The 15,236-nt window shown below is 43.4% G+C and carries 11 protein-coding genes, 2 tRNA genes and 1 pseudogene; 8 read left to right on the top strand and 6 right to left on the bottom strand.

Annotated elements, in window-relative coordinates:
• Positions 1-49: 49 nt before the first annotated feature.
• The 3 genes and pseudogenes from V7K67_RS05425 to V7K67_RS05415 all read left to right on the top strand — a co-directional run bounded on the left by V7K67_RS05425 (position 50) and on the right by V7K67_RS05415 (position 1,857).
• Complete coding sequence (locus V7K67_RS05425; RefSeq protein WP_334705622.1) at positions 50-514, top strand: hypothetical protein; 465 nt, start codon at positions 50-52, stop codon at positions 512-514.
• 193 nt (positions 515-707) lie between these two features.
• Positions 708-1,119 (top strand): annotated as a pseudogene (locus tag V7K67_RS05420) (RNA-guided endonuclease InsQ/TnpB family protein); the annotation flags it as partial.
• A gap of 555 nt (positions 1,120-1,674) precedes the next feature.
• A complete protein-coding gene (locus V7K67_RS05415) occupies positions 1,675-1,857 on the top strand; it encodes a CsbD family protein (RefSeq protein ID WP_334705646.1) in 183 nt (60 codons plus the stop codon).
• 520 nt (positions 1,858-2,377) lie between these two features.
• Here the strand turns inward: V7K67_RS05415 and V7K67_RS05410 are convergent.
• From V7K67_RS05410 to V7K67_RS05395, 3 genes are all read right to left on the bottom strand, one after another.
• Positions 2,378-3,175: a WecB/TagA/CpsF family glycosyltransferase gene (locus V7K67_RS05410; RefSeq protein ID WP_334732941.1), complete on the bottom strand. Its 798-nt coding sequence runs from the start codon at positions 3,173-3,175 to the stop codon at positions 2,378-2,380.
• Positions 3,176-4,059: 884 nt separating this feature from the next.
• A tRNA-Leu gene (locus V7K67_RS05400) sits at positions 4,060-4,143 on the bottom strand.
• Between the two features lie 94 nt (positions 4,144-4,237).
• Positions 4,238-5,380, bottom strand: a complete 1,143-nt coding sequence (locus V7K67_RS05395; RefSeq protein WP_442943757.1) for an alpha-hydroxy acid oxidase — start codon at positions 5,378-5,380, stop codon at positions 4,238-4,240.
• A gap of 20 nt (positions 5,381-5,400) precedes the next feature.
• On the opposite strand from V7K67_RS05395, the gene V7K67_RS05390 reads away from it, so the two are divergent.
• Positions 5,401-5,769: a transposase gene (locus V7K67_RS05390; protein WP_335165532.1), complete on the top strand. Its 369-nt coding sequence runs from the start codon at positions 5,401-5,403 to the stop codon at positions 5,767-5,769.
• On the opposite strand, the gene V7K67_RS05385 is transcribed toward V7K67_RS05390, so the two are convergent.
• Positions 5,724-6,065, bottom strand: coding sequence for a hypothetical protein (locus tag V7K67_RS05385; protein ID WP_335165530.1), 342 nt, complete (start codon positions 6,063-6,065; stop codon positions 5,724-5,726). The two genes, V7K67_RS05390 and V7K67_RS05385, sit on opposite strands and share 46 nt — an antisense overlap.
• A 298-nt stretch (positions 6,066-6,363) precedes the next feature.
• Positions 6,364-6,435 (bottom strand) — tRNA-Val (locus tag V7K67_RS05380).
• Positions 6,436-6,729: 294 nt separating this feature from the next.
• Between V7K67_RS05380 and fbp the strand changes: the two genes are divergently transcribed.
• From fbp to opcA, 4 genes are all read left to right on the top strand, one after another.
• A complete protein-coding gene (fbp, locus tag V7K67_RS05375; protein ID WP_334732920.1) occupies positions 6,730-7,779 on the top strand; it encodes a class 1 fructose-bisphosphatase in 1,050 nt (349 codons plus the stop codon).
• 437 nt (positions 7,780-8,216) lie between these two features.
• Positions 8,217-9,362 (top strand): transaldolase, encoded by a 1,146-nt coding sequence (tal, locus tag V7K67_RS05370; protein WP_335165528.1) that lies wholly within the window; start codon positions 8,217-8,219, stop codon positions 9,360-9,362.
• Between the two features lie 146 nt (positions 9,363-9,508).
• Positions 9,509-11,038 (top strand): glucose-6-phosphate dehydrogenase, encoded by a 1,530-nt coding sequence (gene zwf, locus V7K67_RS05365; protein WP_334711369.1) that lies wholly within the window; start codon positions 9,509-9,511, stop codon positions 11,036-11,038.
• Positions 11,039-11,229: 191 nt separating this feature from the next.
• A complete protein-coding gene (gene opcA, locus V7K67_RS05360) occupies positions 11,230-12,606 on the top strand; it encodes a glucose-6-phosphate dehydrogenase assembly protein OpcA (protein WP_334711368.1) in 1,377 nt (458 codons plus the stop codon).
• Between the two features lie 109 nt (positions 12,607-12,715).
• Here the strand turns inward: opcA and V7K67_RS05355 are convergent, their stop codons facing one another.
• Positions 12,716-15,190, bottom strand: a complete 2,475-nt coding sequence (locus V7K67_RS05355) for an ATP-binding protein (RefSeq protein WP_335165526.1) — start codon at positions 15,188-15,190, stop codon at positions 12,716-12,718.
• Positions 15,191-15,236: the final 46 nt, after the last annotated feature.

Here is a 15,236-nt window from a genome sequence, read left to right as displayed (position 1 = left end):
TTTCCTTAATTATTGTAAAATTCAATTAACAAACCAGAGGTCTTCGTTTATGACTATTAGTAACGCTGGCAAAGCAACCAGTTCTCGGCAAAAGTATGCCAAGTCTCCAGGGGAAGCTACAGAGGGAGTTGAAAATCAACAAGACCAGAGCTTGAATGCAGATAAAGTCGAGGAAGTTACTGAACTGCCAGTGGGAGCTTCTGGGACACTAGCCATTTCTGGAATTCGTCCTATAGGCCCTAGCGACTTAGAAGTTGCTGAAAAACTCTCAATTGCTGGGGTACGTCCCGTTAGCATCAGTACCTTGGAAGTAGTTGAAACCTATAACGCAATGGGTATTCGCCCAATTGGTGCTAATACATTCCAAGTTGTTGAAAGTATAAATCTCTCTGGGATTCGTCCAATTGCCTCAAGCTCATTGGCAATTTCTGAAAGCTATTCCACATTTGGCAACCGTCCGATAGCACCAAATGAGATTGACAATTCTGAAAGCCTGATGGGTTTTCTAGATTAAACAAAAAAATATCCCCATAACTTTATTAACCCAGTTTCGTATAGCAACTGGGTTTTTTAGTTAACTTTACACCGTAAGTCCCCCACTGAACCTGTACCCAGGTCAGTGGCGGGATATAAGGTGGGCAATGAGGAATTGACCAACAAGCGACAATAACCGCAGGTTATTCAGAAACGTTGGTCGATGACGAATAGATAAAAGAAAAGATTTCCATTTCAAAACCGCGAACAATTTGTTGAAAAAATACGATGTTATTGCGGTTGAAGATTTGAACGTCAAAGGACTTGCACGAACACGATTAGCAAAGTCTATTCTTGATGCTGGATGGTCAAGCTTTCTGTCGATACTACAAATCAAAGCCGAAAACGCTGGATTATGTGTTATCCCAGTTAAAGCATCTGCCACGAGTCAAGATTGTTCTAGTTGTGGGGTGAAAGTTCCCAAAAAACTGCATGAAAGATGGCATGATTGCCCTGGTTGTGGGTGTAGTCTTGACCGCGATCATAATGCAGCGATAAATATAAAGAATAGAGCGGTAGGGCATTCCGTTCTCAAAAGCCAAGAGCCTCCTAAGCGGTAGCCGGATTGTCTTGGAAGCCCCCACTGAAACGGTACTCCGTTCAGTGGCGGGAGATGTCACTAGAGTCGAAAGTAGAGGTCAAGATATTTGCACTTGTTGGGAGTATCTCACTTTTATGAAGAGTGCTGAGTAGGTAAAAACACACCTTGCCCTGGCAATGGAATGATGCCTCCGGCACGCCAAGGGCGAACGCAGCTATACGAGACTTTACCCACGGAGGTGGGTTTCAAATTCTTTGAGTCCGCGTAGGCAGCCTACCCTCCGGGAACGCCAAGGGCGAAGGTTTGTGTAGCCGCGATTTCTAATCGCCTCGTATATTTGCTTGTTCTATGTCTTTGAGCATAGATAACTAAACTTTTGTGGCTTTAATTTACATTCAGCTAACAGCTAGGATGCTTACTACAATTACTTTTCTTCATTTTGAATTTTGAATTTTGAATTTTGAATTGTTTAATATGCCTTGTGGTGGAAGGCTTTAGCAAAAACTTTAAGCTACTGTGTAAAAGTAATCATAAAGGATTTATTTCAAAGTAATTTATACAGCTTTGAAATGAACTTTTCATTAAATCAGGAGTACAAAATGAGCCTTGAAGATCGCGCAAAAGCTGCCGCTAAAAATGTTGAAGGTAAAGCCCAAGAAGCATTAGGAAATATCACTGGAGATCCAGAAGATAAAGCAAAGGGTAAAGCAAAGCAAGCTGAAAGCGAAGTACGTCATGGGATTGAAGACGTGAAAGATAATGTGAAGAAAAATATTGACTAAGAATTCATAATTTTTTTGCAGAAACTCTAGGAATATAAATGGGGTGGATTCCATTTTTGCAGAAAAATATGAGTTGTTTGAGAACCAAGCTAAACTCTTTTGGTATTCCCTGAGCAAGGGGTAGAGAATAGATTACTAGCTTGATTTGCAGAGTTTTTGTAGAGACGTAATTAATCACGTCTCTACACTTCTCAAAAATTTTTAAAATTAGTTATGCTCGACAAGATACAAGATACCCGACTTCCTGAAGAAGTCGGGTATCTGAGCTTTTTGGGTTCTGCTCTAAAGTATCACAGTTAGAAGAGTTGTTAAATAAATTGCTAAATGTTCGCGTAGCGTCTCGCAGAGAAGGAAGTCTTATTATTTATAAAATAGGAGCTAAAAAATAAAAATAGAGGTGATGCTAGGCTTAAAGCACAAAATTCTGCGATCGCAATTCCCTCTGCATCTAAAATATGCTTCACTTGATAATGGCTTAAGGTCTATTCTTCCTGACCAGGAACACACCATTTATTTTTCTTCACTCCCCAGTTTCGTGAAGGAAGACTGCTGCAATCCGACTTGATGATAGTAGTTGCTTAGTAGCCAGCCATATAAAGAGTGGAATAGTCTTAGCATAGCGACTGAAAAGGCGGCGTGGTTCTTGAATACATCGATACAGCCATTCAAGTCCTAAGTCTCTAACTATGCGGGGTGCCCGCTTGTAAATTCCTGCATAAACAGGGAAAACTCCACCCAGTCCAATCATTACAGCTTGTATCTTGCCCTTATGTTGAGCTATCCAATTTTCTTGTTTGGGACATCCCAGAGACACTAAGACGGCGCTGGCACCACTAGAATTAATCTTTTGAACCAAAGCTTCGTCTTCAGTTTCAGTCAAGGGACGAAAAGGTAGAGGTTCCATCGCCGCAATCTTCACCTGCGGAAATTCCTGCTCTAACCTTTTTCGCATCTTAGAAAGAATTTCTGTTTGGGAACCGAGAAAGAAAATACTAATATTTTGTGTTTGAGTTAGCTGACACAATGCTAAGAAAATATCCATCCCTGCTACCCTGTCTTGGTAAATAGCTCCCATTTTTCGCATCATCCATACGAGAGGCATACCATCAGGAGTAACTATATCTGCATTTCGCAATATGGTAGCAAACTCTGGATTCCAATGAGCTTCAATGAGCATGTGTACATTTGCTACATATACACTTTTACTCTCACGCTTACTCGCCCACTTCAGTATTGTTTGTATCTGGTCGTCAAAGCGTAAAGCAGTAATAGAAAAATCAAGCACTTTTTTAGTAGGTAGAAGCACTCTCGCCACAATCAATAACTCCTGTGTCCAAGAAAAAAATCCATAGATTACATAGACCATTCCGAATATTGAATAATTCGCATCGGATGACTCCTGACTTTTTGTAGGCTTGTGTCATCGTTGGAAATTAACACATGGAGATGCAATTGCCTTCTTAATATACTTTTGACTCAATCGGTAATATTATAATTATTTCCTTCTGTGTCCTAGCTTACTGTTTTCAGCTAGAAGTTTTAGACGCGGTGTGACAAAATTCATACTTCCTTCATAATTAATTTTTGATTTGTTCACACAAACATTATAATTGCGATATATTTCTATAGATATGTACTTTATTGAGTAACGTTCGCTACACAAAATATTTGTATCGCCAGGCAAAATGCCAGACATCAAGTCTACCGATTTTGATCCGCAAGTATGCGCTTAAGAGATTTGATTAAGATTTAGTATATTTTAAATAATATAAAATAATTTTTTATTATGACTTTCCAAAGCTATTACAGATACAGCACTTCCGGCAGCTATGAGGTACATCCTCAAAGCTGAAAGCTATGCTAGGAGAGGGGCAAGGAGAAAACTGTATTGCATAATAGCGAGAAGCGCTGTATAATTTAGTCTCTGTATTGAAAAATCCCTTCCCTAAATTTTATTTTTTTCCTAGATAAAATCCCAAAAAATAAGGGGAAGATAAACTTATCTCCCCCTGCTCTCTCGTTGTTGTTATTGTCTGGTTTGTTACTTTCCTTGAGTCTTTGCCGTAGCATTTGCCTTTGTTTTTTGAGTTGCCGCTTTCTCGCAGAACCGCCTCTACCTTTATCATTCCTACCTTCTTTCCGGGGAGATTCCCATCTTTTCAGGCGCATAAATTTTTTACCTCTTTAGCACTTGCTTGGTAGTGGGCAGGAGGAGAATCGAACTCCTATGACCGTAAGGCCGCCACATTTTGAGTGTGGTGCGTCTACCAATTCCGCCACCCGCCCTTATATCTAACCTTAACCACTATACACTAATTAAGTGATTTTGTCACAAGTTTGAAAATTATTTCTCAAAGTTTTGCTGGAATAACAAACAGTTTTAATAATTCTCCCGCTTAAGACTTGGCAGGGTCAATAAACTAGGGTCGATATCCTGTAGTTTGGCACAGCCGCTAAGTGCCATTCCCACATTTAACTCATCTTGCAGCAATGAGATGATATGAGATACACCGATTTGTCCTGCTACCGCTAGTCCCCACAAAATAGGTCGTCCGATTAGTACTGCTTTTGCTCCTAATGCCAGAGCTTTAAGAATGTCAGTACCCCTACGAATGCCTCCATCCAAAAGCACTTCTACTTTACCATCCACTGCTGCTACTATTTCAGCTAGGGCATCTAAAGAAGCGATCGCACCATCGAGTTGTCTACCGCCATGATTGGAAACAACAATTGCTTTGGCTCCATATTCTACAGCGCGCACAGCATCATCTGAGCGTAAAACTCCTTTGATGACTAAAGGTAGCGGAGATAAGGACTGTAACCATTCCAAATCGTGCCAAGTGACTGCTGGATTTAGCTGTTGGGCAAAATAGGTAAATAACCCAGATTCGCCTTTTTCATGGGAAATATCTAGTCCTGAGATAGTGGCAAGATTAGCTAGATGTAAGTCTTGGGGTAAGGCAAACTCATTACGTCTATCTTTCTCACGCTGTCCGAGAACAGGTGCATCTACAGTTAGACAAAGTCCTTTGTAGCCTGCTTTATAGGCTTTTTCTACCAAAGCACGAGTCAATCCTCGGTCTTTATGGATGTAAAGCTGGAACCATCGCAGAGAATCTGGAAACTGATTACATGCAGTCGCCACTTCTTCAATGCTCTTTGTTGCCATTGTACTTAACACCATGCCGACACCAGCTGATGCGGCAGCAAGGGCTGTGGCAACTTCTCCGTCTGGATGGGCTAGACATTGAAAAGCCATCGGCGCAATTAACAAAGGTAGTTGCAAGGGTTGTCCTAAAATGGAAGTAGTTAGATTGCGATCGCTCACATCGACTAATATTCGAGGTCGCAGCTTGACTCGTTCAAAGGCAGCACGATTATCTCGCAACGTAATTTCGTCCCAAGCGCCACTGCTATAGTAATCAAGTGTCGTTTGAGGCAGATGCTCTTTTGCTAGCTTTTCGTACTCAAACAGATTGATGGGTTGAAAGCGGTCGTTGTTGGAAAAGTAGGTAGACATCATTAAATTTAAGCATAACTTTTATGTACAAATATCGACAACTTACCCAAGAAGAAAAAATAATTGTTATCCAAGAAAGATTGGCTAAGGGTTATCCTCTTCATTCGCCGCCACATCCAGTAGAAAACAGTGAATTTTATTTGATTACTGTAACTGGTTATGAACATAAATGTCGAATAAATAGTGAAGAACGCCGTCAGCAATTATTAAATCAATTATTTGAATATTTTACATATCAAGATATAGAAATCCTTGCCTGGGTTGTGCTCCAAAATCATTATCATTTATTAGTCAAAAATGTAGACTTCAAAATATTAAGTAAGGTTTTACGTTCAATTCATGGTTCTTACGAACCCCGAATTTTTGGCGGAGGTGTTCGTTTTGCGGTGTAAACAGGGTTATATCCGAGACTGCGTAGTAAGGGAACTACCCACAGTTCGCGGGTAACACTAGTAGCGGTATCATCTGCATCTAACCTGTCTAATTGCCGTTGAAATGCAGCCCAATAAGCTTTAGCATCACCCCAAGCGATCGCAATTTCATCTGCTAGCTTGTCAGTTTTCGTAAAACCAAAATCCTCTGGTGCTTGCCCTTTGACGTTACCTGCCAGCAATTCGGCAGTTATATCTGCTGCTAGCAAATTCCCTTCAATCTGAACGCCTGCTAAAGTAATCCCTGCTACACTCATCTCTGACGCACCTAATATTAAAAATTGTCTAAAAAAAATTACGAATTACGAATTTTCCCAGGCTGGAGAATATAAACGCCTAGAATGCCCATTGGTAGCTGGGGTTTAACCTGAATTTGTCCTTCTTGGGTGATGGATCTGACTCGCCGATGGGATTAGGAAAGAGAATGCGATCGCTCTCTGGCAAATAGTTCTAAATCAGATTCAATCTCTGTAATTTTACTGAGTAAGTCTTCAATTTCCGCCTGTTTGAGCGTAGGCGTAGAGACGCTAATTTGCGAATGTACAAAAACTTAAGTGGGCGATACTGGATTTGAACCAGTGACCCCATCCGTGTGAAGGATGTGCGCTACCCCTGTGCTAATCGCCCAAGATATCTGATTATATCAGAACTTGCTCATATTGACACTCTCACTTTAAATGAAAAGGGACGAAAACCTCCTGCCTTCTTCACATAAATCACTAACTCAATACTGGTGATACTTACAGCAAGTGAGTACGTATCTTTGCTCTGGGCGTGGGGTCACTGAAAATTCATTTCTTTAGTTTATCTAAAGTCGCATCTAAGTTATCAAATTACCTTTCTAAGATAGAAGCAGCAACTATAAGTTGCCATAAACGACTAACACCTAACTAACAGCTAGTGGCTGCGGAGAACATAAAAATGGCTCAAACGCCAGAATCTTTAGACTTATCTACTTACGACTCTACAGACAAAGCTCTAGATCGTGATTGTACAACCTTATCTCGTCACGTCCTCCAGCAACTTCAGAGTTTTTCGCCAGATGCACAGGATTTAAGTGCGCTGATGAATCGCATTGCCCTCGCTGGGAAACTGGTTGCTCGCCGCATGAGTCGTGCTGGTTTAATGGAAGGCGTTCTCGGATTTACTGGGGAAGTTAATGTCCAAGGCGAATCCGTCAAAAAGATGGATGTCTATGCCAATGATGTATTTATCTCAGTGTTTAAGCAAAGCGGCTTAGTCTGTCGCCTGGCTTCTGAAGAAATGGAAAATCCCTATTACATCCCCGAAAATTGCCCCATTGGGCGCTATACCCTGCTCTACGATCCAATTGATGGCTCATCCAACACTGATAATAATCTCAGCTTAGGTTCCATTTTTGCCATTCGCCAACAAGAAGGAACTGATAGCGATGGTAAAGCAACTGACCTTCTCACCAATGGACGTAAGCAGCTTGCTGCTGGATATATCCTGTATGGGCCTTGCACAATGCTGGTTTATAGTATAGGTAAGGGCGTTCATTCCTTTGTCCTTGATCCCAGCTTAGGAGAGTTTATTCTCACAGAAGAAAATATCCGTATTCCTAAGCACGGTTCTGTTTACAGCGTCAACGAAGGTAACTTCTGGCAGTGGGAAGAATCCATTCGAGAATACATCCGCTACGTTCATCGTACAGAAGGCTACAGCGCTCGTTATAGCGGCGCAATGGTGAGCGACATCCATAGAATTTTGGTTCAAGGCGGCGTGTTTCTCTACCCCGGTACAATTCAAAATCCAGAAGGGAAATTGCGCTTGCTTTATGAAACCGCTCCTCTGGCCTTTTTGATTGAGCAAGCAGGGGGTCGTGCTACCACCGGACTAATGGATATCTTGGATGTAGTGCCGAAAAAACTGCATCAGCGCACGCCTTTAATTATTGGTAGCAAAGAGGATGTCGCAAAAGTGGAGTCTTTTATTCAAAACGGACATTAGTGTGAGAAGGCAGTACCGATGAGAAAGGGACTGGGGACTGGGGACTAGTATTTTTACTTAGCACTAACTACACGCCCCGCTATCCATGTACAGCACTCAGCACTTTCAAGACAGAGACAGGAGAAAAAAAGCTTGTAAATTAATTAAATTTTTGAACTTTTTTCAACTGGATAGTTATTTTTGCCATGCTGGACTAGAAGATAGAGACAAAAGTATCAGGATGCGTCTAGCATCTGCCATTAATTAAACGTTAATCATGGTGATTTAGGATTGGGAATGCAAAATAGCGCTTTTTAAAGATCAATTAAGGATTATCTCAGCTGGCCGATGCGATAAGTAATTGGCAACGCCACAATTCAAAAGTAACCATCAATATTTGATGGGTTTTGCCAACTTTACTTAGAAGCATCACTATACAGGAGTGAAATAAACTAGCTATGGCTACCAATCATCTACTAGAAATTAACCAATACGGTCAAAGTATCTGGCTGGATAATTTGACCCGTGACATTATTCAATCAGGCGAACTCAAAGAACTGGTTGAAAATCAAGGTATATCTGGGATTACTTCTAACCCAGCGATCTTTGAAAAAGCGATCGCTGGTAACGTTATTTATGATACCGATATCGAAGCCGGAATTCGGTCTGGCTTACCGACATCCAAAATTTACGAATCCCTAGTTTTTGCAGATATCCGTAATGCCTGTGATATTTTACGCCCTCTTTATCAAGCCTCCAATAGACTAGATGGTTATGTGAGTATTGAAGTACCGCCGACCATTGCCCATGATACTGAAGCAACAATAGCCGAAGCCCGGCGCTATTTCCAAGAAATTAATCGGGAAAATTTGATGATTAAAATTCCCGGTACTGAACCTGGTTTGCCAGCGGTAGAACAGGTAATAGCAGATGGGATAAATGTCAATATTACGCTACTGTTTTCTGTAGAAAGCTATGTAAACACAGCTTGGGCTTATATTCAGGGCTTAGAAAAACGGCTGGCTGAAGGTAAAGACATCAGTAGAATTGCTTCAGTCGCCAGTTTCTTCCTCAGCCGGATTGATAGCAACATTGACGCCAAGATTGATGCTAAGTTGAAAAAAGGCGTTGATGATATTGCCGTGGAAGCAAAGCTAAAAGCTGTCAAAGGGAAAGTTGCGATCGCTAACGCTAAGATTGCGTATCAGGAATACAAGAAAATCATTAGAAGCGAGCGTTGGCAAGCGTTGGCAGCAAAAGGAGCCAAAGTACAACAGCTACTTTGGGCTAGTACCAGCACCAAAGACCCCAACTACAGAGACGTGATGTATATCGAAGAGTTGATTGGTCGAGACACCGTTAACACCGTACCACCAGCGACCATTAAAGCTTGTGCCGATCATTGTAACGTCAGCGAGAGCTTAGAAACAGATGTAGACAAAGCTTACACACTGATCGAAAACCTCAAAGATCCCGACATCAACATCGATATCGATAACGTAATGGATGAACTGTTAGTCGAAGGTATTGACAAGTTTATCCAGCCCTTCCAGTCCTTGATGAACTCTTTAGAAGAAAAGATCAAGGTATTGTCGCCAGTGTAGGGACTGGGTATTGGGGACTGGGGACTGGGGACTGGGGACTAGGGACTGGTAAACAATTTTCCTAATACCCAATACCCAATACCCAGTCCCCAATACCCAGTTCCCATCCCCAATCCAAAATCCAAAATCCAAAATCCAAAATTCCTATGGTTAGTCTGCTAGAAAATCCCTTGCGCGTTGGTCTGCAACAACAAGGGATGCCCGAACCCCAGATTATAGTCATTTTTGGCGCTTCTGGTGATCTCACCTGGCGCAAACTAGTGCCAGCACTTTACAAATTGCGGCGAGAACGGCGTATTCCCCCAGAAACCACCATTGTCGGTGTGGCACGTCGAGAATGGAGCCATGAGTACTTCCGCGAACAAATGCAAAAGGGCATGGAAGAAGCCCATCCTGATGTCGATTTAGGAGAACTCTGGCAAGATTTCTCTCAAGGTCTGTTCTACAGCCCTGGGGATATAGACAACCCCGAAGGCTACCAAAAACTAAAAAACTTATTGGGTGAATTAGACGAAAAACGGGGTACGCGAGGTAATCGTATGTTCTACCTCTCAGTTGCCCCCTCATTCTTTCCTGAAGCGATTAAGCAGCTAGGAAGCGCCGGGATGCTAGAAGATCCCTACAAACATCGTCTAGTAGTTGAAAAACCTTTTGGTCGCGACTTGGCTTCTGCCCAGAGTCTTAACCAAGTGGTACAGAAATATTGCAAAGAAAATCAAGTATACCGTATTGACCACTACTTGGGTAAAGAAACAGTCCAGAATTTGCTGGTGTTTCGCTTTGCCAATGCGATTTTTGAGCCGTTGTGGAATCGTCAATTTGTTGACCACGTACAAATTACCGTAGCAGAAACCGTGGGAGTGGAAGACCGGGCTGGTTACTATGAAAGCGCCGGCGCACTCCGGGATATGTTGCAAAACCACCTCATGCAACTTTACTGTCTAACGGCGATGGAAGCACCCAACGCAATGGATGCCGACAGCATCCGCACAGAAAAAGTGAAGGTACTCCAAGCTACTCGTTTAGCTGATGTTCACAATCTGTCGCGGTCAGCAGTACGCGGTCAGTACAGTGCTGGCTGGATGAAGGGTCAAGCAGCGCCAGGGTATCGGACAGAACCAGGTGTTGATCCTAACTCCACCACACCCACTTATGTAGCGATGAAGTTTTTGGTAGATAACTGGCGCTGGAAAGGTGTGCCTTTCTACTTGCGTACTGGTAAGCGGATGCCGAAAAAAGTCAGTGAGATTTCCATTCACTTCCGCGAAGTTCCGTCTCGGATGTTCCAATCTGCTGCCCAACAGACAAACGCCAACATTTTGACGATGCGGATTCAGCCCAATGAAGGTATTTCCCTGCGTTTTGATGTGAAAATGCCAGGGGCAGAATTCCGCACTCGTTCCGTTGACATGGACTTTAGTTATGGTTCCTTTGGCATTCAAGCAACATCCGATGCCTACGATCGCTTATTCCTTGATTGTATGATGGGCGATCAAACATTGTTCACCCGCGCGGATGAAGTAGAAGCAGCTTGGCAGGTAGTAACACCAGCCCTTTCCGTTTGGGATGCACCCGCCGACGCAAATACTATTCCCCAGTATGAAGCCGGAACCTGGGAACCAGCAGAAGCAGAATTCTTAATTAACCAAGATGGCCGTCGCTGGCGCAGACTCTAGAAAGTTAGGAGTTAAGAGTTAGGAGTGATGAGTTAAGAGATGATAAGTTATCAATTATGAGTTTTGGAGTTAAGAATTTCAGTGATTCTAACTCCTAACTTATAACTTTTAACTCCTAACTTATAACTTTTAACTCCTAACTTATAACTCCTAACTTATTCAACAAACAAAGCTGACAACTCAAAACTACTATGGCTCCCCAAGCTTCGACAATTTATTCACTTCAGGCGCCAAAAGATATTTCGCTTAACGAAATAGATACGGAACTGAATCAAATTTGGCAAAGTTACGGCATTACTGGCGAGGATGGTGGGCTTCCTGCTGCTACTCGGGCCACGACATTTACCTTAGTGGTTTACGAACCTGAAGAAACCCAGTATCTTTTGGCTACTTTGGGATTTTACAACGGCCCGCTTGACGGGATTTTAGGGCCTCAGATGGAAGCTGCCTTGCGGCAAGTGCAGACAAAATATGCACTGCCAGATACAGGAACAGCAACACCTGAAACCTTGGCTATCTTGAGAGAAGAATTCCTTAAACGTCAAGGAAACGGGGCTACGGGGGATAATGGTTCTATTGAACTCCCCAGCTTAAATGCCCCAAGCCCCAGAATTGCTGATGAAATCGCCCTCCGCAACCCTTGTCGGATTATTGCCCTATTTCCCATTACTGGCGAAGATGAAGGGGTCAAGGCTCAAGTTTCTGCCTATTGTCCCATCCAAAAGCAATCGTCAAGTACACTAATCTGTTGCGAATACATAACTCTGAGTGGTACTGCTGCTGCCTTGGAACGTATAGGTGGCATGCTGCCAGCTTTATTGATTGGCGGCTTACCAAAGTTTCTTTGGTGGAAAGCAACACCAGTCCCCAACAACAATCTATTTAAGCGGCTAGCAGCAGTCTGCAATAATGTGATTGTAGATTCTTGCCGCTTTAACGAGCCAGAAAGTGATTTACTCCGCCTGCAAGAATTGGTGGAAAGTGGGGTTCCCCTAGCTGACCTCAACTGGCGTCGTCTCTCAGCCTGGCAGGAATTGACGGCTGAAGCCTACGACTCACCTAACCGTCGGGCTGCCCTTCGGGAAGTTGACCGAGTAACTATTGATTACGAAAAAGGCAACCCCGCACAAGCATTGCTGTTTTTGGGTTGGTTGGCAAGTCGTCTAGAATGGCAGCCAGTTTCCTATCAAAAGGAAATCGGAGATTATGACATCACTCGCATTCACTTTATTGCCCAAGACCAACGGCAAGTAGAAGCAGAATTAGCGGGTGTTCCCCTGGCTGATGTGGGCGAGATTGCTGGCGATTTGATTGCTTTGCGCCTCAGTTCGACCAATCCAAAGGCAGACTGTGGTACAGTTATTTGCTCCGAAACTGGTGGTTGTATGCGGATGGAAACCCACGGCGGTGCCCAATCTGCCGGTCTGTTTCAACAGGTAACTTCGCTTTCAGAGCAAAAGGCGGAAGCCTTGCTGAGTCAGCAGGTACAACGTTGGGGCCGCGAGTCACTTTTTGAAGAAAGTCTGGGAATTACAGCGAATATTTTCAAGTTGGCAACAAATAGTTAGTTTCGCCTGGAAACAATAAAAGTTACCCAAATTGCGACAATTAAATGCAAACCCTTCAGATTTTTGGATATTTCAATCATCTGGAGGGTTTTTCTATTTGAGAGACTGCTTAACAAACTTGTTGTCGGATAGGCAATTGAATTATAAACTCGGTTCCTTGGCCAAGGGTGGAGAAACACTCTAATTTGCCACGGTGTTTTTCGGTAATGATTTGATAACTGATCGCCATACCCATACCTGTTCCCTTACCCACAGGTTTAGTGGTGAAGAAGGGATCGAAGATGCGGTTTTTAATATGTTCTGGCATTCCTAAGCCGTTATCAGCGATCGCAATTTCCACCCATTGCGAACTGCTTACTAAGGTACGGATGCTGATTTGACTGGGATTTTCCTTAATCTCTTCATAGGTACGTAAGGCATTTACTTCATCGAGGGCATCGATGGCATTTACTAGAATATTCATCAAGACTTGATTGAGTTGTCCTGGATAGCATTCTACTTGGGGTAAGTTGCCATAATCTCGAATCATTTCAATTGCCGGACATTCTGGTTTGTCTTTGAGACGATATTGGAGAATTAATAGGGTACTTTCAATACCTTCATGAATATCAACTAGCTTAAATTCCGCCTCATCTATGCGCGAAAAGTTCCGCAGCGATAGCACAATGCTACGAATTCGACTGGTTCCCATTTTCATCGAAGACAGCATCTTCTGCACATCTTCTACGACAAATTCCAGATCAATTTCCTCGGCTAATACGCGAGCTTCGGGGTCATCGCTGGGATGGTGCTGTTCATAGAAGTGGAGCATCCGTAGCAAATCTTGAGTGTATTCATTCAGGGGGTCAATATTGCCGTGGATAAAGTTCACTGGGTTGTTGATCTCATGGGCAATCCCTGCCACCAGTTGACCCAGGCTGGACATTTTTTCGTTTTGCACCATTTGCACCTGAGCATTTTTCAGTTCGCTTAGGGTTTGGTTGAGCTGTGTAGCTTGTATACTTGTAAGAGATGCTAGTTCGTCAATAGCAATAACTTGAGGCAGTGAAGTCCAGCAAGCGATCGCTACCGCTACAAATGCCAGCGTCATCAATACAATAATCAGAACTTCGGAATTGGTGGCATTACTCGCTGGCCGAATCCAGGCACAGACGAGCCAGCTAGTTGTTGATGCAGCACAGATGAGAAAAATGAGAATGCTGACCTGAACAACCAGAAAATCTCGGTTTTTGGTTAAGTGGTGGGGTTTTGTGTGCAGTCGTTCCCACCAGGCTGGCCGGAATGGCGCGAAGGGAATGCGACGAATGATCATATCGAGGGCAATTAGAGCGATCGGCAACATCATACCAATCAGGAAATCTTGCCAACCCCAAGCAACCCCTCCAACCACTAAAGCAATAAATTCTATCAACAGAATTCCAAGTGACCAGCGCCCCCATCGGACATCTGGATCTTTGCGGCGCAGCCATAACGCTAGATGAACAAGCATAATTGCCACAAACCAGCACACTCCAGAGATCACTAAAATGCGGTTAACATCGCCCCATGCCAAAAACAGGAAGCTACTTAGTAATGTGAAAATGAGGGCAGGTTCTAGCGCTCCTCTATGGGATACCACCCCAAATACTGAAGCCATATTTCCATCTAACGCCCCCTGATACAGAATCCGGGGTGTATTACACACCGTTGTGGCAGTTCCCAACAAACAGCTAGAGGTAATCAATAGGGTAATTAAAAAACTAGTCTGAGATCCCCAAAACGGTGTAGCTGCTGCCACTAAATTGGTATAGAGATCAGAACCGAGTGATTTATCTCTCACCAGTCGCATCAAGACCCAACTACCCCCAATGTAAACGAAAGGCATTAACCAGGCAAACCACGACAGGAATTTAAGTGTATCCGCAGGTTTTTTACTATCTGCAACAAAGGCACTGGCGGTTTCAGAGGAGTAGAAAGCATAAGCTGCGTATAAGTACCACTTCAGCCAGTTGGCAGAACTAATGCCACTGAAGCCAGACGGCAATAAGCCGGGACTGTCCGGTGCCAATGCTAACCAGCCTAAGCCTTGAGCAATGAATAGGAAAAGAAAGCCGATTGAAGGTAGCACAAAGAAAAGGTGCAAAATTGCCAGCGTTCGTGACCCACTAAACGCTATGAGGTAGGCAACAAGCGTGAAGCAAATTTCAAAGGGTTTATCTGGCACAGTCAGATCCAGGGTTTTGAGATGATGTTGCAGCAGATCGGTGAGGACGATCGCATTGATTGGGGGAAACGATACCCAACCCAAATAGTAGGCAAAACCTATATATCTTCGCACTAATGGATTGTGGGGCAGCAAGCGAGCCACATAGCTTGGGGTGCCGCCGGAGACATTTTGCCACCTGTTACCGAGTTGACGCATTTGTAGACTTAATAGCATCCCCACCACAACACCGGGAATCCAAACCCACATTGCTGCTGTACCCAGTTCTTGATTAACTGTGGGAGCCAGTGTCAGCCAAGTGAGAAATCCAACAACACTAAATCCCCAGGCTTCTCCAGGTGTGAAAGTGCGCTGTAACCGAATCGGTGACGAATGCTCCATTTTTGCTTTTCCCTTTGGTTCTCGCCTTGATAGCCCAATTTACTTT

The organism is Nostoc sp. (genome assembly GCF_036917155.1).
Taxonomy (GTDB): domain Bacteria; phylum Cyanobacteriota; class Cyanobacteriia; order Cyanobacteriales; family Nostocaceae; genus Nostoc.
Note: the sequence above shows the minus strand (reverse complement) of the source record. Positions and strands in the feature narration are given on the sequence as shown.

Bases quoted from the DNA above. Each gene is read 5' to 3' on its own strand.
- V7K67_RS05425 (WP_334705622.1), top strand. From the start codon at position 50: ATGACTATTAGTAACGCTGGCAAAGCAACCAGTTCTCGGCAAAAGTAT.
- V7K67_RS05415 (WP_334705646.1), top strand. From the start codon at position 1,675: ATGAGCCTTGAAGATCGCGCAAAAGCTGCCGCTAAAAATGTTGAAGGT.
- V7K67_RS05395 (WP_442943757.1), bottom strand. From the start codon at position 5,380: ATGATGTCTACCTACTTTTCCAACAACGACCGCTTTCAACCCATCAAT.
- V7K67_RS05390 (WP_335165532.1), top strand. From the start codon at position 5,401: ATGTACAAATATCGACAACTTACCCAAGAAGAAAAAATAATTGTTATC.
- V7K67_RS05385 (WP_335165530.1), bottom strand. From the start codon at position 6,065: ATGAGTGTAGCAGGGATTACTTTAGCAGGCGTTCAGATTGAAGGGAAT.
- fbp (WP_334732920.1), top strand. From the start codon at position 6,730: ATGGCTCAAACGCCAGAATCTTTAGACTTATCTACTTACGACTCTACA.
- tal (WP_335165528.1), top strand. From the start codon at position 8,217: ATGGCTACCAATCATCTACTAGAAATTAACCAATACGGTCAAAGTATC.
- zwf (WP_334711369.1), top strand. From the start codon at position 9,509: ATGGTTAGTCTGCTAGAAAATCCCTTGCGCGTTGGTCTGCAACAACAA.
- opcA (WP_334711368.1), top strand. From the start codon at position 11,230: ATGGCTCCCCAAGCTTCGACAATTTATTCACTTCAGGCGCCAAAAGAT.
- V7K67_RS05355 (WP_335165526.1), bottom strand. From the start codon at position 15,190: ATGGAGCATTCGTCACCGATTCGGTTACAGCGCACTTTCACACCTGGA.